General features: G+C 61.1%; 27 protein-coding genes. 18 read left to right on the top strand and 9 right to left on the bottom strand.

Annotation, left to right across the window (positions count from 1 at the left end; all coding sequences use genetic code 11):
• Positions 1 to 85 precede the first annotated feature (85 nt).
• Positions 86 to 355, bottom strand: coding sequence for a hypothetical protein (locus HBO23_RS24455; protein ID WP_017136342.1), 270 nt, complete (start codon positions 353 to 355; stop codon positions 86 to 88).
• 400 nt (positions 356 to 755) lie between these two features.
• Here HBO23_RS24455 and msuE point away from each other — a divergent pair, with 400 nt between their 5' ends.
• The 4 genes from msuE to HBO23_RS24435 all read left to right on the top strand — a co-directional run bounded on the left by msuE (position 756) and on the right by HBO23_RS24435 (position 4,938).
• Positions 756 to 1,319 (top strand): FMN reductase, encoded by a 564-nt coding sequence (gene msuE, locus HBO23_RS24450; RefSeq protein WP_170040044.1) that lies wholly within the window; start codon positions 756 to 758, stop codon positions 1,317 to 1,319.
• Between the two features lie 9 nt (positions 1,320 to 1,328).
• Positions 1,329 to 2,471, top strand: coding sequence for an FMNH2-dependent alkanesulfonate monooxygenase (gene ssuD, locus HBO23_RS24445; protein WP_017136344.1), 1,143 nt, complete (start codon positions 1,329 to 1,331; stop codon positions 2,469 to 2,471).
• Between the two features lie 164 nt (positions 2,472 to 2,635).
• Positions 2,636 to 3,823 (top strand): acyl-CoA dehydrogenase family protein, encoded by a 1,188-nt coding sequence (locus tag HBO23_RS24440; protein ID WP_017136345.1) that lies wholly within the window; start codon positions 2,636 to 2,638, stop codon positions 3,821 to 3,823.
• Between the two features lie 11 nt (positions 3,824 to 3,834).
• Positions 3,835 to 4,938: a sigma-54 dependent transcriptional regulator gene (locus HBO23_RS24435; protein ID WP_017136346.1), complete on the top strand. Its 1,104-nt coding sequence runs from the start codon at positions 3,835 to 3,837 to the stop codon at positions 4,936 to 4,938.
• Here HBO23_RS24435 and HBO23_RS24430 read toward each other — a convergent pair.
• Complete coding sequence (locus tag HBO23_RS24430; RefSeq protein ID WP_099547893.1) at positions 4,927 to 5,292, bottom strand: antibiotic biosynthesis monooxygenase; 366 nt, start codon at positions 5,290 to 5,292, stop codon at positions 4,927 to 4,929. The genes HBO23_RS24435 and HBO23_RS24430 overlap by 12 nt on opposite strands.
• A gap of 100 nt (positions 5,293 to 5,392) precedes the next feature.
• Here HBO23_RS24430 and soxR point away from each other — a divergent pair, with 100 nt between their 5' ends.
• The 5 genes from soxR to HBO23_RS24405 all read left to right on the top strand — a co-directional run bounded on the left by soxR (position 5,393) and on the right by HBO23_RS24405 (position 10,223).
• Entirely contained in the window at positions 5,393 to 5,842 is a 450-nt protein-coding gene (gene soxR / locus HBO23_RS24425; protein ID WP_099547892.1) for a redox-sensitive transcriptional activator SoxR, read from the top strand.
• A 165-nt stretch (positions 5,843 to 6,007) separates the two neighbouring features.
• Entirely contained in the window at positions 6,008 to 6,466 is a 459-nt protein-coding gene (locus tag HBO23_RS24420; RefSeq protein ID WP_017136348.1) for a VOC family protein, read from the top strand.
• A gap of 409 nt (positions 6,467 to 6,875) precedes the next feature.
• Entirely contained in the window at positions 6,876 to 7,751 is an 876-nt protein-coding gene (locus tag HBO23_RS24415; RefSeq protein WP_170040041.1) for an alpha/beta hydrolase, read from the top strand.
• Positions 7,752 to 7,847: 96 nt separating this feature from the next.
• Entirely contained in the window at positions 7,848 to 9,152 is a 1,305-nt protein-coding gene (locus HBO23_RS24410) for a dicarboxylate/amino acid:cation symporter (RefSeq protein ID WP_170040039.1), read from the top strand.
• A gap of 156 nt (positions 9,153 to 9,308) precedes the next feature.
• Positions 9,309 to 10,223: a LysR substrate-binding domain-containing protein gene (locus tag HBO23_RS24405; protein ID WP_222938111.1), complete on the top strand. Its 915-nt coding sequence runs from the start codon at positions 9,309 to 9,311 to the stop codon at positions 10,221 to 10,223.
• Here the strand turns inward: HBO23_RS24405 and HBO23_RS24400 are convergent.
• From HBO23_RS24400 to leuC, 6 genes are all read right to left on the bottom strand, one after another.
• Complete coding sequence (locus tag HBO23_RS24400; protein ID WP_099547887.1) at positions 10,204 to 11,436, bottom strand: MFS transporter; 1,233 nt, start codon at positions 11,434 to 11,436, stop codon at positions 10,204 to 10,206. The two genes, HBO23_RS24405 and HBO23_RS24400, sit on opposite strands and share 20 nt — an antisense overlap.
• Entirely contained in the window at positions 11,433 to 12,173 is a 741-nt protein-coding gene (locus tag HBO23_RS24395; RefSeq protein ID WP_017136353.1) for a 2OG-Fe dioxygenase family protein, read from the bottom strand. Before HBO23_RS24395 ends, HBO23_RS24400 begins: the two co-directional genes overlap by 4 nt.
• Positions 12,174 to 12,177: 4 nt before the next feature.
• Complete coding sequence (locus HBO23_RS24390) at positions 12,178 to 13,542, bottom strand: ATP-grasp domain-containing protein (protein ID WP_262378217.1); 1,365 nt, start codon at positions 13,540 to 13,542, stop codon at positions 12,178 to 12,180.
• A 26-nt stretch (positions 13,543 to 13,568) separates the two neighbouring features.
• Positions 13,569 to 14,723, bottom strand: coding sequence for a radical SAM protein (locus HBO23_RS24385; RefSeq protein ID WP_017136355.1), 1,155 nt, complete (start codon positions 14,721 to 14,723; stop codon positions 13,569 to 13,571).
• Positions 14,724 to 15,168: 445 nt separating this feature from the next.
• A complete protein-coding gene (leuD, locus tag HBO23_RS24380) occupies positions 15,169 to 15,783 on the bottom strand; it encodes a 3-isopropylmalate dehydratase small subunit (protein ID WP_017136356.1) in 615 nt (204 codons plus the stop codon).
• Complete coding sequence (leuC, locus tag HBO23_RS24375) at positions 15,780 to 17,198, bottom strand: 3-isopropylmalate dehydratase large subunit (protein ID WP_170040035.1); 1,419 nt, start codon at positions 17,196 to 17,198, stop codon at positions 15,780 to 15,782. The genes leuD and leuC overlap by 4 nt, the downstream gene beginning before the upstream one ends.
• Positions 17,199 to 17,466: 268 nt before the next feature.
• Here leuC and HBO23_RS24370 point away from each other — a divergent pair, with 268 nt between their 5' ends.
• From HBO23_RS24370 to HBO23_RS24335, 8 genes are read left to right on the top strand one after another with little or no spacing between them, the layout of a single operon-like run.
• On the top strand, positions 17,467 to 18,666 hold the full coding sequence (locus HBO23_RS24370; RefSeq protein WP_170040033.1) for a PepSY domain-containing protein: 1,200 nt from the start codon (positions 17,467 to 17,469) through the stop codon (positions 18,664 to 18,666).
• Positions 18,666 to 19,205 (top strand): hypothetical protein, encoded by a 540-nt coding sequence (locus HBO23_RS24365; protein WP_017136359.1) that lies wholly within the window; start codon positions 18,666 to 18,668, stop codon positions 19,203 to 19,205. The genes HBO23_RS24370 and HBO23_RS24365 overlap by 1 nt, the downstream gene beginning before the upstream one ends.
• A complete protein-coding gene (locus HBO23_RS24360) occupies positions 19,202 to 19,525 on the top strand; it encodes a hypothetical protein (protein WP_170040031.1) in 324 nt (107 codons plus the stop codon). Before HBO23_RS24365 ends, HBO23_RS24360 begins: the two co-directional genes overlap by 4 nt.
• Complete coding sequence (locus tag HBO23_RS24355) at positions 19,522 to 20,082, top strand: DUF6162 family protein (protein ID WP_170040029.1); 561 nt, start codon at positions 19,522 to 19,524, stop codon at positions 20,080 to 20,082. The genes HBO23_RS24360 and HBO23_RS24355 overlap by 4 nt, the downstream gene beginning before the upstream one ends.
• A gap of 19 nt (positions 20,083 to 20,101) precedes the next feature.
• Entirely contained in the window at positions 20,102 to 21,022 is a 921-nt protein-coding gene (locus HBO23_RS24350) for a metal ABC transporter substrate-binding protein (RefSeq protein WP_170040027.1), read from the top strand.
• Positions 21,019 to 21,762 carry a metal ABC transporter ATP-binding protein gene (locus HBO23_RS24345; protein ID WP_099547880.1) on the top strand — a complete coding sequence of 248 codons (744 nt, stop codon included), beginning with the start codon at positions 21,019 to 21,021 and terminating at the stop codon, positions 21,760 to 21,762. Before HBO23_RS24350 ends, HBO23_RS24345 begins: the two co-directional genes overlap by 4 nt.
• Complete coding sequence (locus HBO23_RS24340) at positions 21,762 to 22,661, top strand: metal ABC transporter permease (protein WP_169985818.1); 900 nt, start codon at positions 21,762 to 21,764, stop codon at positions 22,659 to 22,661. Before HBO23_RS24345 ends, HBO23_RS24340 begins: the two co-directional genes overlap by 1 nt.
• Positions 22,661 to 23,575, top strand: coding sequence for a zinc ABC transporter substrate-binding protein (locus tag HBO23_RS24335; protein ID WP_017136365.1), 915 nt, complete (start codon positions 22,661 to 22,663; stop codon positions 23,573 to 23,575). Before HBO23_RS24340 ends, HBO23_RS24335 begins: the two co-directional genes overlap by 1 nt.
• A 122-nt stretch (positions 23,576 to 23,697) precedes the next feature.
• On the opposite strand, the gene HBO23_RS24330 is transcribed toward HBO23_RS24335, so the two are convergent.
• Positions 23,698 to 24,411, bottom strand: a complete 714-nt coding sequence (locus HBO23_RS24330; RefSeq protein ID WP_017136366.1) for a UTRA domain-containing protein — start codon at positions 24,409 to 24,411, stop codon at positions 23,698 to 23,700.
• Between the two features lie 351 nt (positions 24,412 to 24,762).
• Here HBO23_RS24330 and HBO23_RS24325 point away from each other — a divergent pair, with 351 nt between their 5' ends.
• On the top strand, positions 24,763 to 25,830 hold the full coding sequence (locus HBO23_RS24325; RefSeq protein ID WP_017136367.1) for an ABC transporter substrate-binding protein: 1,068 nt from the start codon (positions 24,763 to 24,765) through the stop codon (positions 25,828 to 25,830).
• Positions 25,831 to 25,875 lie beyond the last annotated feature (45 nt).

The following is a 25,875-nucleotide window of genomic DNA, read 5'->3' as shown; positions in this document are numbered from 1 at the left end:
TAACAGGCTGAAGTATCCCAATGGCAAACAAAAAGCCCGAGGTTCCTTAAGGGAATCCTCGGGCTTTTTGCCACTTGGCGCCGGCTCAACTGGGGCGACCGTGCATCACCACACTGCGTTCGGCGTTCATTTCGCCCTGGTGGTCGAAGCCGAACGGCTTCTGTGGCTGCCCGGTCAACGCGGCGCGCTGCTGTTGATATTCATCAAACGACAGGCCACGACGGCTCAAGGCTTCAAGGGCCAATTGCTTGGTTTCTTCGGCGGTATAAGGACGCGACTCAGGCGAAGGATGGGTCGCACATCCGGCAAGGACAGCGCTGACAACTATTAAGGAAACAGCCAGAAAGTGGTTCATGGTGAAGGCCCTGCGAAGGAGGTTTGTAGTCAATGAACACAGGCTACTCCCGCCCTCGCGCAGTGAAAAATCATCCGCCGTGATAGTCGCTATCAACCGTTCCGGCATGCTTGATAGCCGCCCATTCATATTCATTTAAGATCTATAAATATGGAAATACGTTCGTTTACGGCATAACCATAACCTTCTATAAATGGCCCTGCGCGCAACCGACACTGTTCGCCACGCAACTGTTGCCCAGGCAACAGTCATTCAACAAAACCGCAACCAGGCAACAGCTCCTTTTTCAACAGTTCATCTGCAGCCCTCGCCAATCAAGGCTTGCAGCCATTGGTACAGCTCTTGCTCAACACGCTCCACTTCACCTGCTACCCACCCCTGTTGAAAAAGGAACTGTTCTATGTGCCGCCCCCTGAATGTCGTTGCCCTCTCTGGCGGAACCTGGCGCCCATCGCGCACCTTGGTATTGACCCAGGCCGTGCTGGCCGAACTGGCCACGTTGCTGCCGATCCAGACCACCCTGATCGAGTTGGGTGACATTGCCCGCCCCTTGGGCGGCGCACTCTCACGCGATGAACTGCCGGCCGAGGTCGAAACGCAACTGTTGGCCATCGAACAGGCCGACCTGCTGATCGTTGCCGCGCCGGTGTATCGCGGCTCCTATCCTGGCCTGCTCAAGCACCTGTTTGACCTGGTAGGCCTCAACGCCTTGATCAACACTCCGGTGTTGCTCGCGGCCACCGGCGGCAGCGAGCGCCATGCACTGGTCCTCGATCACCAGTTACGTCCGCTGTTCAGCTTCTTCCAGGCCTTGACCCTGCCGATCGGTGTGTACGCCACCGAAGCTGACTTCACCGACTACCAAATAACCAGCGAGTTATTAAAAGCCCGCATTCAACTGGCTGCAGAACGCGCAGCGCCGTTGTTTGCCGCGCACTCCCCCTCTCTGCTGAAAATCGCTTAAGGATTTGTCATGGATGTTTTCTGGTTTCTGCCCACACATGGCGACGGCCATTTCCTCGGCACCACCCAAGGTGCGCGCCCGGTCACCCTCAATTATCTGAAGCAGGTGGCGCAAGCGGCTGACAGCCTCGGTTACTTCGGCGTGCTGATTCCTACCGGGCGCTCGTGTGAAGATTCCTGGGTAATCGCCTCGGCGCTGGTACCGCTGACGGAACGCCTGCGTTATCTGGTGGCGATTCGCCCGGGGATCATCTCGCCCACGGTGTCGGCGCGCATGGCCGCGACCCTGGACCGCTTGTCCAACGGCCGATTGCTGATCAACGTGGTCACCGGTGGCGACCCCGACGAAAACCGTGGCGACGGCAGCTTCCTCGACCACAGTGAACGCTACGAAGTCTCCGACGAATTCCTGCAGATCTGGCGCCGTGTGTTGCAGGGCGAGTCGGTGGATTTTGAAGGCAAGCACCTGCGTGTGCAGAACGCCAAAGCGCTTTACCCGCCGGTGCAGAAGCCGTATCCGCCGCTGTACTTCGGCGGTTCGTCGGATGCTGCCCACGACCTGGCCGCCGAGCAGGTCGACGTGTACCTGACCTGGGGCGAGCCGCCCGCCGCCGTTGCGCAAAAACTTGCCGACGTGCGTGAACGCGCAGCGCGCCATGGGCGCACCGTCAAGTTCGGCATTCGCCTGCATGTAATCGTGCGCGAAACCGAAGAAGACGCCTGGAAAGCCGCCGCCAAACTGATCGAACACATCAGCGATGAAACCATCGCCGCGGCGCAAAAATCCTTCTCGCGCTTTGATTCCGAAGGCCAGCGGCGCATGGCGGCGCTGCATGACGGGCGCCGCGACAACCTGGAAATCGCCCCCAACCTGTGGGCCGGTGTCGGCCTGGTACGCGGCGGTGCCGGCACCGCGTTGGTGGGCAACCCGCAGCAGGTGGCCGAACGCATCCAGGAATACGCCGACCTTGGCATCGAGAGCTTCATCTTCTCCGGCTACCCGCACCTGGAAGAAGCCTATCGCTTTGCCGAGCTGGTGTTCCCGCTGTTGCCGGAACCTTACGCCAGCCTCGCCGGGCGCGGCATCACCAACCTCACGGGGCCGTTTGGCGAAATGATTGCCAATGATGTGTTGCCGAACACCAAAGCCTGAGCGCGCTGAAATCCCCCCTATGTGGACACTGCTCTCCTGTGGGAGCCGGGCTTGCCCGCGATGCAAACGACGCGGTGCTTCAGTTGCTCCGCAGCGATGCTATCGCAGGCAAGCCAGCTCCCACATTTGAACGTGATTGCCAGACAGACATTGAGGAACCCCGTGTGACAGCCAACCCCCACAGCGTCCTGCCTTCACCCTTGCAGACCGCCAAGCTGCTGGCCGCCGAATTTGCCCTCACCGCCGTTGAACGCGATGAGCGCGGCGGCACGCCCAAGGCCGAACGGGACGCGCTGCGCCAAAGCGGCCTGCTGGCCCTGAGCATCCCCACGCAATACGGCGGCCTCGGCGCGCGCTGGAGTGAAACCCTGGGCATCGTGCGCGAGTTCGCCAAGGTCGACAGCTCCATCGCCCATGTCTTCGGCTTTCACCACCTGATGCTCGCCACCGTGCGCCTGTTTGCGCGCCCGGACCAATGGCAGCCGTGGTTCGAACAAACTGCGCGTAAAAACTGGTTCTGGGGCAACGCCCTCAACCCGCTGGACACGCGCACGGTGGTCAAGGATTTCGGCGGCTGGCGAGAATTTTCCGGCAAGAAGAGCTTCTGCTCCGGCGCCAGCGATTCGGAAATGCTCATCGCCTCGGCCGTGGACGAAAGCGCCGGCGGCAAACTGCTGATCGCCGCGATTCCCAGCGGGCGCAGCGGCATTACGTTGCACAACGACTGGAACAACATCGGCCAGCGCCAAACCGACAGCGGCAGCGCCAGCTTTGAACGGGTGCGCGTCGAAGAGTCCGAGTTGCTGCTCGATCCCGGCCCGTTGAGCACGCCCTTCGCCTGCCTGCGCCCGCTGATCGCGCAGTTGACGTTCACGTATATGTTTCTCGGGATTGCCGAAGGCGCCTTTGAAGAAGCGCGCAACTACACCCGCACCGAAACCCGTGCGTGGCACAAATCCTCGGCGGGCGATGTGCGCCAGGACCCTTACGTGCTGCACCACTACGGCGAATTCTGGGTGGCCCTGGAAGGCGTGCGCCTGCTGGTCGAACGCGCAGGCGAACTGCTCGACCAGGCCTGGGCCAAAGGTGCCAGCTTAAGCGAACAGCAACGTGGCGAACTGGCCATTGCCATCGCCACCGCCAAAGTCGCCGCCACCCGCCAAGGCCTGGACCTGTGCAGCCGCCTGTTTGAAGTCACCGGCGCGCGCTCGACCCATGCCTCACTGCGCCTGGATCGCCACTGGCGCAACTTGCGCACGCAAACCCTGCACGACCCGGTGGATTACAAACTCCACGAACTGGGGGACTGGGCGTTGAACCAGTCCCTGCCGATCCCGACGTTCTACTCCTGAGAGAGGTGCCCATGCAGCTGTTAACCTTACCGCCCTCGCCCGCCCTCGCGACCTCGATTCGCGCTACGGCCCAGGTCTTCGAAGACCCCAAATCCCAGGCGCTGCTCGACCATATCCAGCAAGTGGCGCCCAGCGAAGCGAGTGTGCTGATCATCGGCGAGACCGGCACCGGCAAAGAGCTGGTGGCACGCCATATTCATAACCTCAGTGCGCGGCGCAACCGGCCCTTTGTGGCGGTGAACTGCGGCGCGTTCTCCGAATCCCTGGTGGAAGCCGAATTGTTCGGGCATGAAAAAGGTGCGTTTACCGGCGCCCTCAGCGCCAAGGCCGGCTGGTTCGAAGAGGCCGACGGCGGCACCTTGTTCCTCGATGAGATCGGCGATTTGCCGATGGCGATCCAGGTCAAACTGTTGCGCGTACTACAGGAGCGCGAAGTGGTGCGCCTGGGTTCGCGCAAGAGCATTGCGATTGATGTGCGCGTGCTGGCGGCCACCAACGTGCAGCTGGAAAAAGCCATCAACGCGGGGCACTTTCGCGAAGACCTCTACTACCGCCTGGATGTGGTCAGCCTCGAACTCAGCCCATTGCGCGAGCGCCCCGGCGATATCCTGCCGCTGACCCGGCATTTTATCGAAGCCTATAGCCAGCGCCTGGGCTACGGCCCGATCACCATCAGCCGCGAGGCCGAGCACAAGCTCAAAAGCTACAGCTGGCCGGGCAATATCCGCGAGCTGGAAAACGTGATTCACCACACCTTGCTGATCTGCCGTAATGGCGTGATCGAGCGTGATGATCTGCGCCTGTCGAACATGCGCATCGAGCGCCAGGACGACAGCCAGCATGGCACCGACAACAGCGCCGACGCCTTGCTGGCCCGCGCCTTTCAAAAGCTCTTCGAAGAACAGGCCGGCGCCCTGCATGAAAAGGTCGAAGACGCGCTATTGCGCGCCGCTTACCGTTTCAGCCATTACAACCAGGTGCACACCGCGAACCTGCTGGGTTTGAGCCGCAACGTCACGCGCACGCGCCTGATCAAGATCGGCGAGTTGGCGGTAAACAAACGCCGCCCCGGCGAAAACGTGCAGGGCGAGCGCATGCTGCATTTATCCATTTAGGCGGCAGTGCAACGCGTTGTCATGGCTGCGCTCGAAGCTGCGCAGCACCTGGAACGAACCGAAGGTCACCGCCGTGGCCTGGTGGGCGCGAATCAGCATCCAGAAGTCTTCCTCGCCGTGCTCAAAACACTTGAACGCCGCCTCGCCGTCCTCACGCGAGCGCCATTGCAGGTAATTGAGCACCCGTCGCCCGTCGTCGCTGACTTGAACACTGGCATTGATAAAGCCGCCATGGCCCTGGGCCAGGCGTTCGCTCTGGGTGGACAAGGCGGCTACCAGGGCAAATTGCTGCCGGGGCTCGATCTGAAACTCGATCAACTGAGTGAAGCTGCGATTTTTCTCTGATACCTGCATGAACACTCCCCTCTCTCTGTAGGCAGAATCTTGCGATTCGATGCCACGCAGGGTAAAACCTCTAGTTAAGTCAAGGTCAAGCGCTTATCTGGAGTTTTTTATGCTTACCAAGGAACTCACCGTTGGCCAACTCGCCGCTCGCAGTGGCGTGGCGGTTACGGCGCTGCACTTTTATGAGTCCAAGGGGTTGATCAAGAGCAACCGCAACGCCGGTAACCAACGGCGCTACCCACGGGATGTGTTGCGGCGCGTGGTGGTGATCAAAATCGCACAACGTTTGGGGATTCCATTGGCGACCATTGGCGAGGCGTTGCAGACCTTGCCGGACGGGCGCACGCCCACTGCACAGGACTGGGAACGCTTGTCGGCGCTGTGGCGCGAGGATCTGGATGAACGCATTAACAAGCTGATGCTGCTGCGCGACAAACTCAGTGGTTGTATTGGTTGCGGGTGTTTATCGCTGGAGGCGTGTCCCCTGCGTAATCAGGATGACAAGCTGGGGGAATGTGGGCCCGGCGCGCAATTACTTGAGCCCAGCCCCGAAACCTGACCTGAAAACCCAATCAATGTGGGCGCTGGCTTGCCTGCGATGCAGACAACCCGGCCTGTCAGTTAAACCGAGTTGCCAACACCTCGTCGGTTACCTGCAAGCCACGGCGGGCGTGGCCTATAGTGAAAAGGCCGGACCTTCACAACCCCACCTGAGGAGAACGATATGAGCGTTAAGCCAATCCCTGAGGGTTATCACAGCGTCACGCCGTATATGGGCATCGATAACGCCGCCGAGGCCATTGAGTTTTACCAGAAAGCCTTCGGCGCTACCCAGGTCATGCGCCTGGACATGCCCGATGGCAAGGTCGGCCACGCCGAGCTGCGCATCGGTGACTCGGCGATCATGCTCGGCTCGCCTTGCCCCGAAATGGCCTTGCGCAACCCTGACGAACACACCAGCGTCGGTTTGCACCTGTATGTGAAAGACGTGGATGCGCAGTACCAACAGGCCATTGATGCAGGCGCCCTTTCGGTGTCTGAGCCAAAAGATCAGTTTTACGGCGACCGCTCGGCTAGTGTGAAAGACCCCTTTGGTCATCTGTGGTTTTTGGCTACGCGCAAGGAGGACCTGACTGAAGCGCAGATTCGCGAGCGAGCCACGGAAATGTTCAAGCAAGGCTGAAGTCTCAATAACCCTGCACATCCAATGTGGGAGCTGGCTTGCCTGCGATAGCATCAACCGGTTGTACCTGATGTACCGAGGTGTCTGCATCGCAGGCAAGCCAGCTCCCACAGAAAAGCAGATCTTCGGTGTATGCGGATCCGCTTTAGCTTTTGACCTAACCACTCAGGTCGGCTACTAGGCCGCCGTGCTCTGCTTTTGATCTGAGGCGCCCCGTTAACCACGATGGCCGAACGCAGGCTTGAATCCGTGACCCGCCGTAAGGGCGGAACCCTAAGTAGCCGTTACCGCAGCAACGGATATGTACCCCGCTCCTACACACTTCATGAACAACCCCTCCACGCTTTCCCCCTTGCCCCGAATCCCACGTGATTCCACGATGCAAGCACTTACAAAGAGGAGTCATTCCATGTTCGCCGGATTCCAAAAAGACCAGTGCCACGTCAACGGCGTGGACATCAGTTACCGCAAAGGCGGTACAGGTCCCGGTCTGCTCCTGCTGCACGGGCACCCGCAAACCCACGTCATCTGGCACAAAGTCGCCGAACAGTTAGCCGAACAATTCACCGTGGTCGCCGCCGACCTGCGCGGCTATGGCGACAGCAGCAAACCACCCGTCAACGACCACCACACCAACTATTCCAAACGCGAAATGGCCCGCGACGGCGTCAAGCTGATGCAAGCCCTGGGCTTTGACACCTTCTCGGTACTGGCCCACGACCGTGGCGCTCGTGTGGCCCACCGCCTGGCCCTGGACCACCCCGCCGCCGTTCAGCGCATGGTGCTGCTGGATATCGCGCCCACCTTGTCGATGTACGCCCAGACCGACGAAGCTTTCGCCCGCGCCTACTGGCACTGGTTCTTCCTGATCCGCCCGGCGCCGTTGCCCGAAGCGCTGATCGAGAGCAACCCCGAGCTGTACCTGCGCAGCGTCATGGGCAGCCGCAGCGCCGGGCTCAAGCCATTCACCGATGAAGCCTTCGCCGAATACCTGCGCTGCCTGCAACTGCCCGGCACCGCTCGCGGTATCTGCGAGGACTATCGCGCTGCCGCCGGTATAGACCTTGAGCACGACCAGGCCGACATCGACGCCGGCAACCATCTGAACCTGCCGTTGCTGGTGATGTGGGGCGCCGAAGGTACCGTCGGCCGCTGCTTCGAGCCACTCAAGGAATGGCAGAAAGTCGCCACCGACGTGCGTGGCAAGGCGCTGCCGGCCGGGCACTACATTGCCGAAGAAGCCCCTGAGTTGTTGCTGGGCGAAGTCCTGGCCTTCCTTCGCTGAGTGCACTGACACCGTGATCTGAAACACCCGCCTCGCAGGCTGCCAATGACCTGCGACGGGTTCGCTTTGCCCAAAAAACATCCCGAGATAATAACAATGACAATCCGAAAACTGCTGGGAACCCTGTATATCCAGGTGCTCATCGCCATCGCGCTGGGTGTGTTGATCGGCCATGTCTGGCCGCCAATCGGTATCGACCTCAAGCCGCTGGGCGACGGGTTTATCAAGCTGATCAAGATGATCATCGGCCCGATCATCTTCTGCACGGTGGTGTCCGGCATCACCAGCATGCACGATGTGAAACAGGTGGGCCGAGTCGGCGGCAAGGCGCTGCTGTACTTCGAGATCGTTTCCACCATCGCGCTGCTGATCGGCCTCATCGCCGCGCACCTGCTGCAACCGGGCGTGGGTTTCAACATAGATGTGAAGACTCTCGACAGCTCGGCCATCGCCGGTTTTGTCGGCCAGGCCGAACATGGCGAAGGCATCACCGGGTTCCTGCTGCACGTGATACCCACCACGTTTTTTGATGCGTTCTCCAAGGGCGAAATCCTGCCGGTCCTGTTTGTCTCGGTACTGTTCGGTGTCGGCCTGGTGATGGTCGGGGAAAAAGGCCGGCCATTGGTGGGCGTGATCAACCAGGCCAGCGAAGTGTTCTTTCGCATCGTCGGCATCATCAGCCGCGTGGCGCCCATCGGCGCGTTTGGGGCGATTGCCTTCACCATCGGCAAATACGGCGTGGGCTCGTTGCTGCCGTTGCTGAAGCTGGTGGGTACGTTCTACCTCACCGCGTTTTTCTTTGTGGCCGTGGTGCTGGGCAGCATCGCGCGCTACGCCGGCTTCAGCATTTTCAAGCTGATGGGCTATATCAAATCGGAGCTGTTGATTGTGCTCGGCACCAGTTCGTCGGAGTCGGCGCTGCCGCAACTGATCCAGAAACTCGAAAGCCTGGGTGCGTCCAAAGGCGTGGTGGGCATCGTGGTGCCGACCGGCTACACCTTCAACCTCGACGGCACCAACATCTACATGACCCTGGCGGTGTTGTTCCTGGCGCAGGCCACCAATATCCACTTGCCGCTGGAGCAACAATTGACCTTGCTGGCGGTGGCCATGCTGACCTCCAAGGGCGCCGGTGCGGTGGTGGGTGCAGGTTTTGTGGCACTGGCCGCAAGCCTGGCCGTGGTGCCGACCGTGCCGGTGGCAGCGATGGTGCTGATTCTGGGTGTCGACCGCTTCATGGCTGAATGCCGCTCGCTGACCAATATCATCGGCAATGCCGTGGCGGCATTGGTGGTAGCCGCCTGGGAGGGTGAACTGGACCGCGAAAAAATGGCCCCTATCGCCCTCAAGCATGGCCGCCATGCGCGGGCTGCCGCGCAGGCGAAGGTCGCCGCCGAGTAAGCCTTAAAGACAATCACCTTGTGGCGAGGGAGCTTGCTCCCGCTGGGCTGCGCAGCAGCCCCAGAATCCTGGGCACACCCACCAGGTCCAGCGGCAGCAAGCTCCCTCGCCACACCGGTGCTATTCTGGCGGCTCATGCCGCCACGCCTGTTTCCGATGACTCATAAGAAAGATACCGTGCCCCTACCCGAAGACCTGCGGGTGTTCCTCACCGTGATCCGCAAGGCCGGCTTCGCAGCCGCCGCCGATGAACTGGGGCTGTCGCCTGCGTATGTGAGCAAGCGCATTCAGATCCTCGAAACCACCCTGGCCACGCGCCTGCTGCACCGCACCAGCCGCCGCATCGCCCTGACCGAAGACGGCGAGCGAGTACAACGCTGGGCTGTGCGTATCCTCGAAGATTTCCAGCAACTGTCCGATGAACTCAGCGATGCCCACGACAGCCCGCGCGGGCATCTGCACCTGTGCAGCAGCTTCGGTTTCGGCCGCAATCATGTGGCGCCGGCCCTGTCGTTGCTGGCCGAGCAGTACCCGGACCTGGAAATCCGCCTGGACCTGTTCGACCGCGTGGTGGATATCGTCAGTGAAGGGTTTGACCTGGAGATTCGCGTCGGCGATGACATTCCCGGCCAGCACATCGGCAGGCGGCTGGTGAGCAATCGCCGCGTGCTGTGCGCGGCACCGGAATACCTGCAACGCAAAGGCACGCCGCAACAGTTGAGTGACCTGGAGCAGCACGACTGCCTGGTGCTCAAGGAGCGCGACAATGCGTTCGGCATCTGGAACCTGGAGCGTGACGGCGCGCCCGAAAGCGTGCGCGTGCGCGGGCCGCTGTCATCGAACAATGGCGAGATCGTGTTGCAGTGGGCTTTGGACGGGCGCGGTGTGTTATTGCGCTCGATGTGGGACGCAAAACCGCTGCTGGAACAGGGCAAGCTGGTGCAGGTGCTGCACACCTACACACAGAGTGCCAACGTGTGGGCGGTGTACCCGACACGTTTGGCCTACTCCGGTAAATTGCGCGCCTGCGTGGAGTTTTTGCAGGAGCACTTCAAGGGGTTGTCGATCTGACGCCCCGCGTGGCGCTGACACCCAGCCATACCGTCATGATCACCAGGGCGGTCAATGGCAACCCGTGGAACAGCACGATCACCTGGGCCGGCGTCCACGTCAGGTAGAACGGCCCCACCACCAGCATGCCCACGCCAAAGCCGGCCATCTGGATCAGCGTCAACAAGCTGAACAGCGGCAGGCGCAAGCTATCGGGTTCACTTTGCGCACGGGAAACCAGCGCCACCTCGGAGATGCCATCGCCCAGCCCGGCCCACACCACCAGCAGCAGCGCCAGCCACAGTTCGGTTTGCTGGAAGGTCAGGATAAAGCCGCTGGACATCAGCGCCACACCCGCCATGAACCAGCGCTCCATGCCTTGGGTGCCACGGCCCTTGAGCAACGCACTGGCCAGGCGCGCGCCGATGAACTTGCCGCAGGCCCACACCGCCAGCAGGTAGCCCATGACGGTTTTCGCGGTGTCCGGCGAAATGTACTGCGACAACACCGGCCAGCCGACGTTATGTGCCGCGCTGCCGAGGGTGTCGAGCATGCTGATCAACAACATCGCCGCCAACACCGGTGCACCGCGCAGGCCTTTGGTCAACTCATGCCATTCGGCCGCAAGCCCACGATGCGCGGCAACGGCGACTGAATACAAGGCGCGCAACGGCAGGATCAGGCAAGCCGCCACCACGTAAGTGCCGATGTTGACGGCAAACACCGCCTCGAATCCGCCCGTGGCGATCAGCAAACCGGAAAGCAAGCTGCCAAACACCGCACCGGTAGCCGCCGCCGAGGTGATCCAGGCATTGGTGCCCACCCGCTGTTCAAGCGCCACCCAGGTCGGCAACTGGCTGTTCAGGCCAATGGCAAACAGCGAATTGCACAGGCCGATGCCGAACGCGATAAACGGCAGCACGTTAAGTTGATGCGCCGGGATCAGCACCAGCAGCGGCACCAGTAACAGCGCGCGGGCCAGGTCCAGCCCGGCCAAGGTACTGCGCCCCGGGAAGCGCCGGAAAAACGGGATGCCGAACAGGCTGGCGACAATCCCGCCCGTGACCCGGCACGCCAGGAACACACTGACAAACACCACGCTTTGGCTGAGCCAGTAAACGTAGGTCGAGAGCGCCACCATGTTGAGGAATGCGCCGAAGTCCGACACGCCCCGCGCAAAGATGATCAAGCGTGCGTTGCGGGTCGACAGGCCCAATGGCTGAACGTCACTCATGCCGGTTGTACCTCGTCTTCTACCCGTACGTCATCAGCCGTCACGCCGCGCAGGCTCACCAGCAGTACATCGCGCCAGGCCGGTGCCGAATCGGCCTGCGCCCGCACGGCGCCGGCGCGGTGATACAGCCCACGGTCGTTGATCACGATGGTTTCCAGGAACTGCTCCATCGCCAGGTCCAGCACGCGGCTATGCTCCGCCTCACCGGTAAACACCTCGGACACCACCGGCACCGTGTTGCTCTGGCCAATGAAGTGCATGAACACCCAGTCCAGGCCATCCTGATGAATACCCGAGGTAGTCGGGCTGGCCGATGGCCCCTCTGCACGCACGCGAAACTGGTGGATATCAATGGTGTAGGCATGCGGGCCAAGGTGCGGTTCGAGCACCGCCAGGTCCGTGGCGAGCAATTTCTGCATCAGTGGGTGCTCGATAAAGCCCTCCTCGCTGTAGCTCAAGTGGTTCACGCCCTGGCGATAGTTGACCGCATAGGTGACCGGCGACTTGAACGCGCTATTGCGGTCGATCTGCAACTGCCGCGTCGGGGATAAACGATAGCGCAGGATCCGCCGTTCGCGATGCGTGTATGCCTTGAACGCCTCATCGCGCACCAGGTTCGCCCAGTAGGCGCGAAAGCTTTGCTCCTCGCCGGGCTCAACCTTGAGCAACTGGCCAAAGTCCCGACGGTGACAATAGTGGTGCTCGCGCAAGTACGCGCCAATCTGTGGGATATCCATATCGCTAACCCTTATTGTCGATAATCACGTGCAGATTGTGCCGTATTGCATCATGCACCGCATGGGCGTGGGCAGCATCGTCGACCTTGGCCCAGCACTTGAGCAAGTAATGCTCTTCGATATCGGCATCAATAGAGTGACCGGACTCCTGTTGGGCATATTCCAGCACCGCCGGCTGTTGAGCGAGCCATTCAAGGCCTTCAATACCCTTGAAGTGGCCACTGTGCTCCGGATAGATCGCCAGCATCGAGTAGTGTTGCGAGGCCTGCGCGACCTGGCGTGCGCCGGCGTCCAACCGCGCATTCACACCTGGCTCACCCAGCAGCAGCGACAGATACAGCTGGTACGGGTCAATACCCGCCAAGTCACGGAACGCGGCATTAACGTACAGCCCGCCGACGCGTGGGTTGATTTCGATCACCACCGGCCCCGCGTCCGTCATGCGGAACTCGAAATGCACCACGGCATTGGTCAGGCCCACCGCGCGCAGGCACTCCACGGCGTACTGGCGGATCTGCTCACACTGGGCGTCGGTAAAGGACGTCGGCGGCGAAATCAGCAGGTTCTCCAGGACGGTGCCACTGCGCTCGGTCAACATCAGTTTTTCATTGATCAGCAGCGCATGCACCTGCTCGCCCGCCACCACACACTCCACACTGCCTTCAATACCTGGGATGAACCCTTCAAGCAAAAGGCTACGCCCCGGCAGGTATTCTCGTCGCTGCCCATCGTCCTCCGGCAACGTGTGGGCGCAGCCGTAGAAATCCGCATAGGCTGCGCTGGCATGATCTGCCAGGAAATGCGCGTAGTGGCTGCGCAACTGCGCCCAGTCAGAGCATTTCTTGATAAATGCCGACGCGCCACCAAAGGGTGGCTTGGCGATCAGCGGGTAACCGACTTGCTCGGCACCTTCGCGCAGTTGCTGTTCGTTGTTGCACAGCGCAAACGGCACCGAACGCACGCCGAGTTTTTTCAGCGCGCGGCGCATCAGGAACTTGTTGTTACACGCAGCAATGGCAAGTGGGTCGCTATGCACCAGGCCCAGCCGCCGACAGGCCTGCGCCACGATGCAGCCGACTTCGCCCTGCGCAGACGGGTGGCCAGCCTGGCAGAAGATTGCGCGGATCTGGTACTGCCCATCCAGCCGCCCCACCAACGCCAAAATCGACTGTTCATTCAACGCGTCGAGCAGGAACACTGCATCACTGTCGTCACGCAGCCGTTGCAGATGCTCGCGTCCGGCCACACCCGCCGTCAAGCAGGCCAGGCCTTGGGCACGGGCCACCGCGAAGTGCGGCTCGCGGTAGCAATAGCGAACAGAGGCACTGTCATCAACATCAATAAAAAGAATGGCATCTTGTTTCATCATTAATACCGCCTCATGCGTCAGTCACTTCAGGCATCCTGCCAACTGCACCACTGCCCTTCCCAATTACGGAAGCGGTAATGACGTTGCCCATCGCGCACTTCAAAGTGCGGCAAGTCGTGTGGCTTTTCAAAGTCCAGCAGCGGCACGGTAAACTTGCCCTGTGCATGCGGCAGCACATATTCCGGCATGGCTATATTGGACACGCGCCGCTTGAGGCGATCCATAATAGCGATGGCGTGGCTGATCGATGCTTTATATTCCGACGCCCCCGGAGAAAACGGCATGAAGTGGTACAAGTAATATGGCTTTACGCCCAACCGATAAAGATCAATAAACAGTTTATGCAAGGTGGCTTCATCGTCATTCACACCGCGCAACAGCGGCATGTTGGAGAACACAATCGGCACCACACTTTGGATACGTTTAACCGCCACGGCAAAGTCCGCACTCAGTTCCAGCGGGTGGCATACATGCACGCCAAACGCATTGACCTTGTACTTTTCCAGCATGGCCAATAACTCATCGGTGACGCGAAACGGGTTAAAGCTCAAGGCCCGTGTGTGCAGGCGAATCAGCAGGTCGTCGCGGATGCCACGCAGGGCGGCGAGGTTCTCTTCGAGCTTGCGGTCGGCGAGCATCAACGGGTCACCGCCGCTGAGAATCACCTCTTCGATGGCCGGGTTGTTGCGGATGTACTCGAGCGAATCCTTGAACGAGTCGGCGCTGGCATTGGCCTTCTCGGTGCCCACTTGCAGGGTGCGCAGCGCTTCGAAGCAGAACTGGCAATAGGCGTTGCAGGTGTTGGTCATGCGCAGGATCACGCGGTTGTCGTACTTGTGCTGGCAAATCGGCGTTTTCATTTCGTGGCCAAGTTCCCAGTTCTCCGAGGTGCCGTCGTAATCGCCAGCGACCTGTTCGCTCCAGTAGGGCACTACTTGGCGCCACAGCGGATGGTCCATCACCTCGCCATCGGTGAGAGAGCGCTTGATCAAGTCAATGTAATAAGGGGTTATCTGCAGCTTGCGGTCTTGCAAGTTGTGTTCGATATGCGCGCTGGTTTCCTCGCTCCAGCCACCGCAGGCAGCCCGCAGTGCCGGTTCATCGCGGATGGCATTCTTCTGCTGCCAACGCCAATCCTGCCACTGTACCGAACGGTGGATCGCTTGATCAAAAATCGACATGAGTTTGAACTCTCTGTGTTCTGAACGAATGTTAAGGCATCGGCATACGTGCCTTTTCACACTGGAAAAGACCGTAATATCCGCAACAACGACAACTGATTGACAGGTGGCAGAAGTCGATCAAGTTACCCACTCGATCACCGGCACCAGAGAGATATAAATGACCACTAATTCACGGGGCATGGCATCAACTTCCTTTTCTTATAATGTGCGACTTTCCAAGTCAGCATCCACTTAAGCCGATGACCTACAAGGTGTCAACAAATACCCTTGTATTTTTTCAGGGCTTCATCCACTAACGCTACACCGCCCTTGCAATCACTGAGGTTACGCGGTGCAACCGGCGTTATTTGAAAAGTAAATAGCCCCCCAAAAAAACGCCCCCCCAATAACTGGAGGGCGTTTGCTCTACTTATATAACTACGTAGTTACCCCATTAAGGTTTTCAACCAAGCCAGGGGTTGGCCGCCAAATGCTGGCGCTCGAACGTTTTGATCTGCTCACTGCGCTGCAACGTGCTGCCAATTGCATCCAGGCCGAGCAACAACGCGGTCTTGCGCAAGGTGTCGATCTGGAACGAGATCACCTGGCCATCGGCCAAGCGAATCTGTTGCGCCTCAAGGTCCACGCTGATCTGCGCCTGCGCAGGCTGGCTGACCGTCTGCCCGAGTGTGTGCAGCACCGCCTCGTCCAAGGCAATCAGCAACACTCCGTTGCGCTGGCAGTTGTCATAAAAGATCCCGGCAAAGCTGCTGCCGATCAGCGCGCGAATGCCCATCTGCTTCAAGCCCCACACCGCGTGTTCGCGGCTCGAACCACAGCCGAAGTTCGGCCCCACCACCATGAAACGTGCGCCCAGCCAGGCCGGCTGGTTCAATACGAATTCGGGGTTGGGTGCGCCATTGGGCAAAAAGCGCAGGTCGAAGAACAGCCCGCGATCGAGGCCGGCGCGGTCGATGCCTTTGAGAAATTGCTTGGGCATGATCACGTCAGTGTCGATATTCGCCGCCAGCATCGGCGCGGCCTGGCCGGTGACCTGGGTAAACGGTTGCAGGCTCATGGGCGGTCTCCAAAATGACGGATATCAGTGAGGCGGCCGGTGATGGCCGCGGCGGCGACCATCGCCGGGCTCATCAAGTGAGTGCGCGCCCCGGCGCCCTGGCGGCCTTCGAAGTTGCGGTTGGTGCTGGACGCGCAGCGATCACCGGGCGCCAGCACGTCATCGTTCATCGCCAGGCACATCGAGCAGCCTGACTGGCGCCATTCGAAGCCGGCGTCGATAAAGATCGCCGCCAGCCCTTCGGCTTCGGCCTGGTCGCGTACCTCGGTGGAGCCCGGCACGATCATCGCCCGCACATGCTCGGCCACCTGCCTGCCGCGCACCACACTGGCGGCGTCGCGCAGGTCTTCGATGCGCGCGTTGGTGCAAGAGCCGATAAACGCGTGGCTGATCACAATGTCGCTGAGCGGCATGCCGGCTTCCAGGCCCATGTAGTTGAGGGCGCGGCGCATGTCCTGGCGCAGGATCAGGTCGCTGACGTCTTGCGGGTCCGGCACGCGGGCGCCGATGGGCGCGGCCTGGTCGGGGCTGGTGCCCCAGGTAACCATAGGCTCCAGGGTGCTGGCGTCCAGCTGCACTTCCTGGTCGAACACCGCGTCGGCGTCGGTGTGCAACGTGCGCCATTGCACCAGGGCTTGTTCCCACAACTCGCCCTTGGGCGCACGCGGCTTGCCTTTGAGGTAGGCGAAGACTTTTTCGTCGGGTGCCATAAACGCGCCCCGCGCGCCAGCTTCCACCGCCATGTTGCAGATGGTCATGCGCGCTTCAACACTCAGCGCATCAATGGTGGCGCCGCGAAACTCGATGGCGTAACCGGTGGCCCCGGACGCGCCGATCTTGCCGATCAGCGCCATGATCACGTCCTTGGAGGTCAGGCCGTTGCCCAGGGTGCCCTCAACCGTCACGCGCATGCTTTTCAGGCGTTTGTACACCAGGGTCTGCGAGGCCAGCAGGTGCTCGATTTCCGAGGTGCCGATGCCAAAGCCGAAGGCGCCGAGGGCACCGTAGGTGGTGGTGTGGCTGTCGCCGGCGGCGATCACCATGCCCGGCAGGATAAAGCCCTGCTCCGGGGCAATCACGTGTTCGATGCCTTGGCGTTTGTCGAGGATGTCCAGCAGCTCGATACCGAAGTCCTGGCAGTTTTCCGCCAGGTACGAGACTTGCCGCGCGCCGCCTGCGTCAGGCATCGCGGCAATGCGCGTGGGCGTGGTGGGGTTTACGTGGTCGACCACCGCCAGCGCGGTGCCGGGGCGCCATACGCCACGCTTGGCCTCGCGCAGGCCGCTGAACGCCTGGGGGCTGGTGTATTCGTTGATCACCTGGCGGTCTATATACAGCAGCACATGGCCCTGGTCATCCAGGGCGCACACCGTGTGGGAGTCGATGTGTTTGTCGTAGAGGGTTCTGGCAGTCATGTTTGTGGACTCACTTTTATAAGCGCTCGCTCAACGGTATGACCCCATCCTACGCAGCCCCCCGGCCCCATCAATGGCACCTGGGTGATGGCTTGGAACATGTTTCGTGTTCAATCCGGCAGCGCTGAAACATTTTCTTTCATATCCCGCTTAGGGATTTCTCATTCTCATCCGTCTTAACTTAGATACAGCCCGTCGCGTCAGCAAAAGCTACGACTGGCCTTTTCCGGGCCTCCTTCGCCCTCCTCCGATCAAGACCCGCATTCACATGTCGAAGAAGTCACGCTCAAAACTCTGGTTTCTGGTTCATAGCTGGTTGGCGTTGCCCATCTGGTTTTTTGTACTGATCGTCTGCGTCACCGGCACCCTGGCGGTGGTCAGCCAGGAAATCGTCTGGCTGGCCAACCCGGACATCCGCGCCAGCAAGCCGTCGGACGATGCCGAACGGCTGAGTTACGACCAGGTCATCGGCGCCATCAAGCGCAACGAACCCCAGGCAATCGTGCAGTCGATCACCCGCCCGGACGAGTCGCACTTCGCGCTGAGTGTCGACCTCAGTTACCCCGACGGGCACTCGGTGGAGGTCTACGTCAACCCGTATACCGGCGTGATCCAGGGCATCAGCCCAGCGTTCAACTTCCAGCAATTTACCCGTGCCTTGCACGGTTGGTGGCTGGTGCCGTTTACCAATGGCTACAGCTGGGGTTGGTACCTGGTGTCGGCGCTTGGCATACCGCTGCTGGCATCCCTGGTCACCGGGCTGGTGGTGTACAAGCGTTTCTGGAAAGGGTTTCTGCGCCCGACCCTGCGAATCCGCCATGGCGCGCGGATCTTCTGGGGTGACTTCCATCGTTTGAGCGGTATCTGGTCGATCTGGTTTATCGCGGTAATTTCCATCACCGGCATCTGGTTCCTGATCCGGGCAATTCTGGGCGACAACCAGATTTCCATCTCCAGTGAGCCCATCGTGCCGGTAATTGCCCGGGAGAAGGTGCCTGTGTCAGCACCGGGCGTACCGGCTCCAATGATCCCGATCGATCGGGCCATCGAGATCGCCACGCAGCGCATTCCCGGGCTGGAGGCCAGTTTTGTGTTCCTGCCCAGCAACGCCTATAGCCACCTGCAGATCGGCGGGCGCGGCTGGTACCCGTTGATGTTCCAGACGGCGCAGCTCAACCCGTACGACGGTGAAATTGCCGTGTCGCACCTGCTGTCCGACCGCTCGACACTGGAGTTCGTCACCGAATCCATGCGTCCGCTGCACACCGGCGACTTTGGCGGCCTGTGGGTCAAACTGATCTGGGCATTCTTCGGCCTGATCATGAGCATGATGGTGTTGAGCGGTCTGCTGATCTGGACCAAACGCACCGCGCTGGCCACCCTCAACGCCTTCAAGCGCGAGGCCAAGACGCAACGCGCGCCGGCCCCCGCCACGGCCAGGCAGGCTGAAACCTCGGAGGCCAATTGATGAGCAAACGTGCGACCACCACACCACCTTCGCCGCTGCGGGCCTTTTGGCTCAAGTGGCGCTTCCACATCAATGTCCTGCTGTTGCTGGTGCCCCTGGGGTTCATGCCCAAGTACTTTGCCGACGCTGCACTGTTTCGCGGTGACAGCGGCATTGGCGAGCGCGTGGCCGGCGAAGTGCAGGTGGGGCCGTGGAGCCTGACCCTCGCAGAGTTTCGCAACGAAGGCCCGCGCCCGGACCCGGCCGGCCCGATGAAATTTTTCAACGCCGCCCTGTGCGACACCTGCGCCGAGCAGGTCAAGGCCACTTACCTGCGTATCGGCAAACCGCGCAGCCTGCGCGCGGCCGGGGTGATTTTCTTCGGCACGCCGTACCGCATGGGTGCGGTGTTGCCGGTGCCGGAACGCACACCCGTGGATGCCGAAGTGTGGGTGACCATGGAAGGCTGGGACGGCTCCATGCACCAGGGTTCCATTCCGCTGAGCCAGGCCTCGCCTGCCACCATTGCCTGGCTGAACAAGCAAGGAGTTAAACCATGATTTTAATGCGCCTGACTCGCGTCGTTTTATTGCTCTGCGCCGGCTTCAGTACCGTTGCCCTGGCCCATAACCCGATGTGCGAATGCAAGGAAATCCCCGGCGAACAGATCCAGTGCACCGGCGGTTTTTCCGACGGCAGCGGCGCGCCGGGCGTGACCCTGGATGTGATCGGCTACGACGAAACCATCCTGCTGCCGGGCAAGCTCGGTCAGGACTCGACCCTGACGTTCAAAAAGCCCTCGGCCGAGTTTTACGTACTGTTTGATGCAGGCCCCGGCCATGTGGTGGAAATCGACCAAGCGGATATCCAGCCCCAATGAGCACCACACAGGTTGTACGCCCTGCCGGGGCCGGCCATGAAACCCTTTACGTGTTGCTGCTGTGCCTGATCATCCTCGCGGTGGCTGGCACGGTGGTGGCGCTGCACGGTGAAACCCAGGAGGTCGCCGCCGTGCCCAGCCACCAACTGGACGCACGCCGTGACCTGAGCGCTGCCGAGCAAGGCATCTACGCCGACCTGCGCGTGACCCTGGATGAAATCCAGCTGTTGCAGCAGGAGCAAAACGCCCTGCCGACGCCCACGCAACTGGCCGAAGAAGGCTTCGCACCGTTTGCCCAGGACGCCAGTTCGGTGAGCCGTGGCGACCATCGCTGGCAGCTGCTCGAGCCTGCGGCCTACCTGGGTTTGAGCCAAGCGCCAAGCACCAGCGGCTCGGTGCTGATGCGCGTGCAAGGTGACGAGCCGGATGTGTGGCTCAACCGCCAGGCCAACCTCGCCGCCCCTGCCGACCTCACCGACGCGGCGCTGATCGCCGCCGGCTGGCGCCAGGTGGTCACGCAATTCGATGCCGGCGTGACCCGCCAGCACCGTCACTGAACCAGAAGACCGAGTGCCCATGTCTATTTCATCGCCCCTGTTACGCCTGTTGCTGGTTGGCCTGTTCAGCCTGATGCTCGCCCCGCTCGCGAATGCCGAAGCGGTCAAGCGCCTGCGCATCGGCATCACCCTGCACCCGTATTACAGCTACGTGGCCAATATCGTCGGCGACAAGGCCGAGGTGGTGCCGCTGATTCCCGCCGGTTTCAACCCCCACGCCTACGAACCGCGCGCCGAAGACATCAAGCGCATCGGCACCCTGGACGTGATCGTACTCAATGGCGTCGGCCATGATGATTTTGCCGACCGCATGATCGCCACCAGCGAGCGCCCGGACATCCCGGTGATCGAAGCCAACGCCAACGTACCGCTGCTGGCCGCCACCGGTAACGCCGCGCGCGGTGCGGGCAAGGTGGTCAATCCGCACACCTTCCTGTCGATCAGTGCGTCGATTGCCCAGGTCAACAACATCGCCCGCGAACTGGGCAAGCTCGACCCGGACAACGCCAAGACTTACACCCAAAACGCCCGCGCCTACGGCAAGCGCCTGCGCCAGATGCGTGCCGATGCCCTCGCCAAGCTGACCAGCGCGCCGAACCCGGACCTGCGCGTTGCGACCGTGCACGCGGCCTACGACTACCTGCTGCGCGAATTCGGCCTGGAAGTCACCGCCGTGGTCGAGCCCGCCCATGGCATCGAGCCCAGCCCCAGCCAGTTGAAAAAGACCATCGATGAACTGCGCGCACTGGATGTGAAGGTGATCTTCTCGGAGATGGATTTCCCGTCTACCTACGTCGAGACCATCCAGCGTGAATCCGGGGTCAAGCTGTACCCGCTGTCGCATATTTCCTACGGCGAATACACGCCCGAGAAATACGAAGTGGAAATGACCGGCAACCTCAACACCGTGGTACGGGCGATTCAGGAGTCGGGGGCATGACGGCAGCGCAGCAATTGAAGGTGGCCAGCATTGGCCCGACCCTTGAGTTCGACACGGTCTCCCTGACCTTGGGCCGCACAGTGATTCTCGACGCGGTGAGTTTTGAGGTCGAACCGGGCAGCATCCACGCCCTGGTCGGCCCGAACGGCGGCGGCAAAAGCTCGCTGATCAAGACCTTGCTGGGGCAGACCCCGCACCAGGGCCAATTGCGCCTGCACTGGCCGAACACGCCAGGCACGGTCGGCTATGTGCCACAGGCGCTGGAATTCGATCGGGGCCTGCCGATGACCGTCGACGATTTCATGGCCGCCATGTGCCAGCGGCGCCCGGCATTTCTGGGCCTGTCCCGGCATTACGCCGCCTCGATTGGCGAAGCGCTGGAACGGGTCGGCATGCAGGACAAACGCAAGCGCCGCATGGGCGCGTTGTCCGGCGGTGAGCGTCAGCGCGTGCTGTTGGCCCAAGGCCTGATTCCGGCGCCGCAACTGCTGGTGCTGGATGAGCCAATGTCAGCGCTTGATGAGGCCGGTATCCAGGTGTTCGAACGGCTGCTCAATGACTGGCGCCTGGCCGGGATCACCGTGCTGTGGATCGAGCATGACCTGGAAGCTGTGGGCCGCCTGGCCGATCGCGTTACCGGCCTGAACCGTCGCGTGCTGTTCGACGCCACACCGAAAGAAGCGCTGACCCCGGACCGCCTGCTGAGCCTGTTTTCCACCCATCCTCGGAGCGCGGCGTAATGAGTTATGAAGCCTTTCGTTTGATGGTCCAGGGCTGGGCTTCATCCGGGTACCTGCCGGAAGCACTGGCCTATGGGTTTGTGGTCAACGCCTTGCTCGCCGGCTTGCTGATCGGCCCGGTGCTGGGCGGCCTGGGTACACTGGTGGTGGTCAAGCGCTTTGCGTTCTTCTCTGAAGCCGTCGGGCACGCCGCGTTGACCGGCGTGGCCGTGGGCATTCTGCTCGGCGAGCCCTATACCGGGCCTTACGGCAGCCTGTTCGGCTACTGCCTGTTGTTCGGCATCCTGCTCAATTACCTGCGCAACCGCACGGGTTTGGCGCCAGACACCCTGATCGGCGTGTTCCTCTCGGTGTCCCTGGCGCTGGGTGCGAGCCTGCTGTTGATTCTGGCGGGCAAGATCAATGTGCACATTCTGGAAAACGTATTGTTCGGCTCGGTGCTGACGGTGAACGGCAATGACCTGCTGGTGTTGGCGGTCGTCGGCTCACTGGTGATGGCCCTGGCGCTGCCGCTGTACAACCGCATCATGCTGGCCAGCTTCAACCCGCAATTGGCCGCTGTGCGTGGCGTGGCAGTGAAGACCCTGGATTACCTGTTCGTGATCCTGGTGACCTTGATCACCGTGGCGGCGGTCAAGGTGATCGGCGCCATTTTGGTCGGCGCCCTGCTGGTGATTCCGGCGGCGGCAGCGCGCCTGTTGAGCCAGTCGCTCAAGGGGTTTTTCTGGGTCTCGGTGGTGATCGCCACGCTCAGCACGCTGTGCGGCATTCTGCTGCCGATCATCTTCGACCTGCCCATCCCGTCCGGTGCCGCGATCATTCTGGTGGCCGGTATCGCCTTTGCCGTTGCCGCCATCGCGCGCGGCACCGTGCCCAGCCTCAAAGGGAATCTTGGATAATGCGCTCTGTTTTTCATCCGCTGGCCCTGGCCATTGCCTGTTTATTCACTGCGCCGTTGATGGCCGCTGAAGCCGCAAAACCTGCGGTTCACGCCGCCAAACCGGTGAAAGTGCTGGCCTCGCTGCCCATCACCTACGGCCTGGCCGAGGTGCTGCTCAAAGGCACCGATGTACAGCTTGAGCGCGCAGCACCGGCCAACCTGCCCGGTTCGCGGCAGGTGTCCTACTTCACCGGCCGGGGTGCGCCGGCCTTGGGCAGTTTGGCCCAGGACGCCGACGCGGCTATCGGCCTGCGCTCGCTGTGGGCGGATGACCCGCTCTACCCCGTGGCGCGGCGCAGCAATATCCGTATCGTCGAAGTGGACGCCGCGCGCCCGGTGGACGGCGGCTTGCCGGGTATTGCTGTGCAACCAGGCGGTGCCGATGGCCTGAACAGCCAGCCGTGGCAGTCGAGCAACAATATGGGGCGCATGGCCGATGTGATGGCGGCCGACCTGAGCCGCCTGGCGCCCGCAGCCAAACCCAGGATCGACGCCAACCTCGCGGCGCTCAAACAGCGCCTGCTCAAGCTCAGCGCCGACAGCGAAGCAAGACTGGCCAAGGCGGACAACCTGAGTGTGGTCAGCTTGAGTGATCACTTTGCTTATCTGGTCAGCAGCTTGAACCTGGAAGTGCTCAGCACCGATGCCCGGCCGGATGCGCAGTGGACGCCTGAGGCCTTGCACACCCTCAGTGCCGACTTGAAAAGCAACGACGTGGCCGTGGTGCTGCATCACCGCCAACCGAGTGAGGCCGTTAAAACGGCGGTGACGGCAGGCGGTGCGCAATTGCTGGTATTAAATGTCGACGGAGCTGACCCGGTGGCGGAGCTGGAAGGCAATGTGGATCAGGTGATCAAGGCACTGACGCCCTGAATGTGGGAGCTGGCTTGCCTGCGATGCGGGCAACTCGGTATCACTGTCAGATCGCGGTGATGCTATCGCAGGCAAGCCAGCTCCCACATTCAGGTGTGGTGCATCCGTTGAATGTCCGGCGGTCAAACCACATCCACACCCACGTGAATCGCATCATGGCGCCAGAATTCCAGGTCGCAGTCGATCAAGCGCTCATGCTGGTCATAGTTGACCCGGGCGATCCGCAAGCCGGGGCTGCCCACCGACACACGTAATGCGCCAGCAGCCTCCACCGGCAGTGAAGTCGGCACAATCTCGAAACGCACGCGGCCGTAGTGCAGGTCGTACTTGCGTGCATACAACTCGGTCATCGACTGGTTAAGGTCGCACGCCAGAATCCCCGGAAAATATTGCGGGTTCAGGTAATGCTCCACATACAGCACCAACCGCCCATCGATCCGCCGGCCCCGGCAGATCTGGATCACACTCGACAACGCCGGCAACTGCAACCATGCACACACCGCTGCCGATGCCGGCTGCAGCCGCGCCGAAATCACTTCGGTCGAGGCTACGCGCCCTTGCTCACTGACCATCGCGTGAAAATGGCTGCGTTGCATCAGGTTATAAGCCAGGCGCGGCGGCGAGACGAACCAGCCACGCCGCTCCTCGCGATAGATCTGGCCCTGGGCCTCCAGTTGTAACAAGGCTTCCCGCACCGTAATACGCGTGGTACCAAACAACTCGCTGAGCTTGCGCTCGGCGGGCAGTTTGCTCGCGGGTGGCAACAGCCCGTGGCCGATCTGCTCTTGCAGTGCCAGGCCGATGGATGTCACCGCCTTGATTGCCTCATCACGCATCAACGTTACCTATCTGGACTAGACCAGCACCGTTCAGGTGCACAAACCGCGCTGTATTCGGGCGTCTGCCGTTACCTGCCAGCCTAGGCATTACAGATGACCGACAGATGACAGCCCGTGCCGCCGCCCCACTCCACACCCTGCAATACATCGGCCAAGTCCAGGGCCTGCGGGCGCTTGGGCATGGTCTACGCTGAGTCTGAAGTCAGCGACATAAACGATTTAAAAACGACATCGACATGAAACTGTCATCCACCGAGCCTAAATTGGCTCAGGTATTGCTGACCTAGACCAACACCACCGCAAACGTCGATAAAAACGCAGCGTTGAAAACGCCCAAAGGAGCTTCGGATGAAACAGCTTTTCCTGGCATCACTGTTAGGCTCGACCATTGCCATGTGCACCGCCGCCATGGCTGCTGATACCGATCTAAAAACTCTGGAAGCCGCCGCGAAAGCGGAAGGCGCCGTCAACAGCGTCGGCATGCCCGATGACTGGGCTAACTGGAAAGGCACCTGGGACGACCTGGCCAAGACCTACGGCCTCAAGCACATCGATACCGACATGAGCTCGGCCCAGGAAATCGCCAAGTTCGCCGCCGAAAAAGACAACGCCAGCGCCGATATCGGTGACGTCGGCGCTGCCTTCGGCCCGATTGCGGTGAAACAGGGCGTGGCACAGCCGTACAAACCGACCACTTGGGCACAAGTTCCGGATTGGGCCAAAGATAAAGACGGCAACTGGGCGCTGGCCTACACCGGCACCATCGCCTTTATCGTCAACAAAAAACTGCTGCACGGTTCTGAAGCGCCAAAAAGCTGGGCTGATCTTAAAACCGGCAAATACAAAGTCTCTATTGGTGATGTGAGCACCGCCGCCCAAGCCGCCAATGGCGTGCTGGCTGCCGCCCTGGCCAACGGTGGCGACGAGAAGAACATCCAGCCAGCACTGCTGATGTTCGCCGAGATCGCCAAGCAAGGCCGCCTGTCACTGGCCAACCCGACCATCGCCACCATGGAAAAAGGCGAAGTCGAAGTGGGCGTGGTCTGGGACTTCAACGGCCTGAGCTACAAAGCCAAGATGGCTAACCCGGATGACTACGTGGTGCTGATCCCGTCGGACGGCTCGGTGATTTCCGGCTACACCACCATCATCAACAAATACGCCAAGCACCCGAACGCCGCCAAGCTGACCCGCGAATACATCTTCAGCGACGCCGGCCAGACCAACCTGGCACGCGGCAATGCACGTCCGATCCGTGCCGAGCACCTGACCCTGCCAGCTGATGTACAGGCCAAACTGCTGCCGAACGAGCAGTACAAGAAGGTCACGCCGATCAAAGATGCCGACGCGTGGGAGAAAACCTCCAAGGCACTGCCGCAGAAGTGGCAGGAAGAAGTCATCATCAATATGCAGTAAGGCTCCCGGGTCTTATTTAGACCCAGAGCTGTGAAAGCGGTCAGT

Origin of the sequence: Pseudomonas sp. WS 5532 (assembly GCF_012985445.1) — a bacterium.
Taxonomy (GTDB): Bacteria; Pseudomonadota; Gammaproteobacteria; order Pseudomonadales; family Pseudomonadaceae; genus Aquipseudomonas; species Aquipseudomonas edaphica.
This window is presented reverse-complemented; position numbering and strand designations above follow the sequence as displayed.

Excerpts from the sequence above, each read along its gene's own strand:
- HBO23_RS24365 (WP_017136359.1), top strand. The coding sequence starts at position 18,666 with ATGAGCAAACGTGCGACCACCACACCACCTTCGCCGCTGCGGGCCTTT.
- HBO23_RS24385 (WP_017136355.1), bottom strand. The coding sequence starts at position 14,723 with ATGTCGATTTTTGATCAAGCGATCCACCGTTCGGTACAGTGGCAGGAT.
- HBO23_RS24455 (WP_017136342.1), bottom strand. The coding sequence starts at position 355 with ATGAACCACTTTCTGGCTGTTTCCTTAATAGTTGTCAGCGCTGTCCTT.
- HBO23_RS24410 (WP_170040039.1), top strand. The coding sequence starts at position 7,848 with ATGACAATCCGAAAACTGCTGGGAACCCTGTATATCCAGGTGCTCATC.
- HBO23_RS24335 (WP_017136365.1), top strand. The coding sequence starts at position 22,661 with ATGCGCTCTGTTTTTCATCCGCTGGCCCTGGCCATTGCCTGTTTATTC.
- HBO23_RS24435 (WP_017136346.1), top strand. The coding sequence starts at position 3,835 with ATGCAGCTGTTAACCTTACCGCCCTCGCCCGCCCTCGCGACCTCGATT.
- soxR (WP_099547892.1), top strand. The coding sequence starts at position 5,393 with ATGCTTACCAAGGAACTCACCGTTGGCCAACTCGCCGCTCGCAGTGGC.
- msuE (WP_170040044.1), top strand. The coding sequence starts at position 756 with ATGTGCCGCCCCCTGAATGTCGTTGCCCTCTCTGGCGGAACCTGGCGC.
- HBO23_RS24390 (WP_262378217.1), bottom strand. The coding sequence starts at position 13,542 with ATGATGAAACAAGATGCCATTCTTTTTATTGATGTTGATGACAGTGCC.
- HBO23_RS24355 (WP_170040029.1), top strand. The coding sequence starts at position 19,522 with ATGAGCACCACACAGGTTGTACGCCCTGCCGGGGCCGGCCATGAAACC.
- HBO23_RS24345 (WP_099547880.1), top strand. The coding sequence starts at position 21,019 with ATGACGGCAGCGCAGCAATTGAAGGTGGCCAGCATTGGCCCGACCCTT.
- HBO23_RS24430 (WP_099547893.1), bottom strand. The coding sequence starts at position 5,292 with ATGCAGGTATCAGAGAAAAATCGCAGCTTCACTCAGTTGATCGAGTTT.
- leuC (WP_170040035.1), bottom strand. The coding sequence starts at position 17,198 with ATGACTGCCAGAACCCTCTACGACAAACACATCGACTCCCACACGGTG.
- HBO23_RS24415 (WP_170040041.1), top strand. The coding sequence starts at position 6,876 with ATGTTCGCCGGATTCCAAAAAGACCAGTGCCACGTCAACGGCGTGGAC.
- HBO23_RS24370 (WP_170040033.1), top strand. The coding sequence starts at position 17,467 with ATGTCGAAGAAGTCACGCTCAAAACTCTGGTTTCTGGTTCATAGCTGG.
- HBO23_RS24395 (WP_017136353.1), bottom strand. The coding sequence starts at position 12,173 with ATGGATATCCCACAGATTGGCGCGTACTTGCGCGAGCACCACTATTGT.
- ssuD (WP_017136344.1), top strand. The coding sequence starts at position 1,329 with ATGGATGTTTTCTGGTTTCTGCCCACACATGGCGACGGCCATTTCCTC.
- HBO23_RS24350 (WP_170040027.1), top strand. The coding sequence starts at position 20,102 with ATGTCTATTTCATCGCCCCTGTTACGCCTGTTGCTGGTTGGCCTGTTC.
- HBO23_RS24420 (WP_017136348.1), top strand. The coding sequence starts at position 6,008 with ATGAGCGTTAAGCCAATCCCTGAGGGTTATCACAGCGTCACGCCGTAT.
- HBO23_RS24400 (WP_099547887.1), bottom strand. The coding sequence starts at position 11,436 with ATGAGTGACGTTCAGCCATTGGGCCTGTCGACCCGCAACGCACGCTTG.
- HBO23_RS24405 (WP_222938111.1), top strand. The coding sequence starts at position 9,309 with ATGACTCATAAGAAAGATACCGTGCCCCTACCCGAAGACCTGCGGGTG.
- leuD (WP_017136356.1), bottom strand. The coding sequence starts at position 15,783 with ATGAGCCTGCAACCGTTTACCCAGGTCACCGGCCAGGCCGCGCCGATG.
- HBO23_RS24325 (WP_017136367.1), top strand. The coding sequence starts at position 24,763 with ATGAAACAGCTTTTCCTGGCATCACTGTTAGGCTCGACCATTGCCATG.
- HBO23_RS24330 (WP_017136366.1), bottom strand. The coding sequence starts at position 24,411 with ATGCGTGATGAGGCAATCAAGGCGGTGACATCCATCGGCCTGGCACTG.
- HBO23_RS24360 (WP_170040031.1), top strand. The coding sequence starts at position 19,202 with ATGATTTTAATGCGCCTGACTCGCGTCGTTTTATTGCTCTGCGCCGGC.
- HBO23_RS24340 (WP_169985818.1), top strand. The coding sequence starts at position 21,762 with ATGAGTTATGAAGCCTTTCGTTTGATGGTCCAGGGCTGGGCTTCATCC.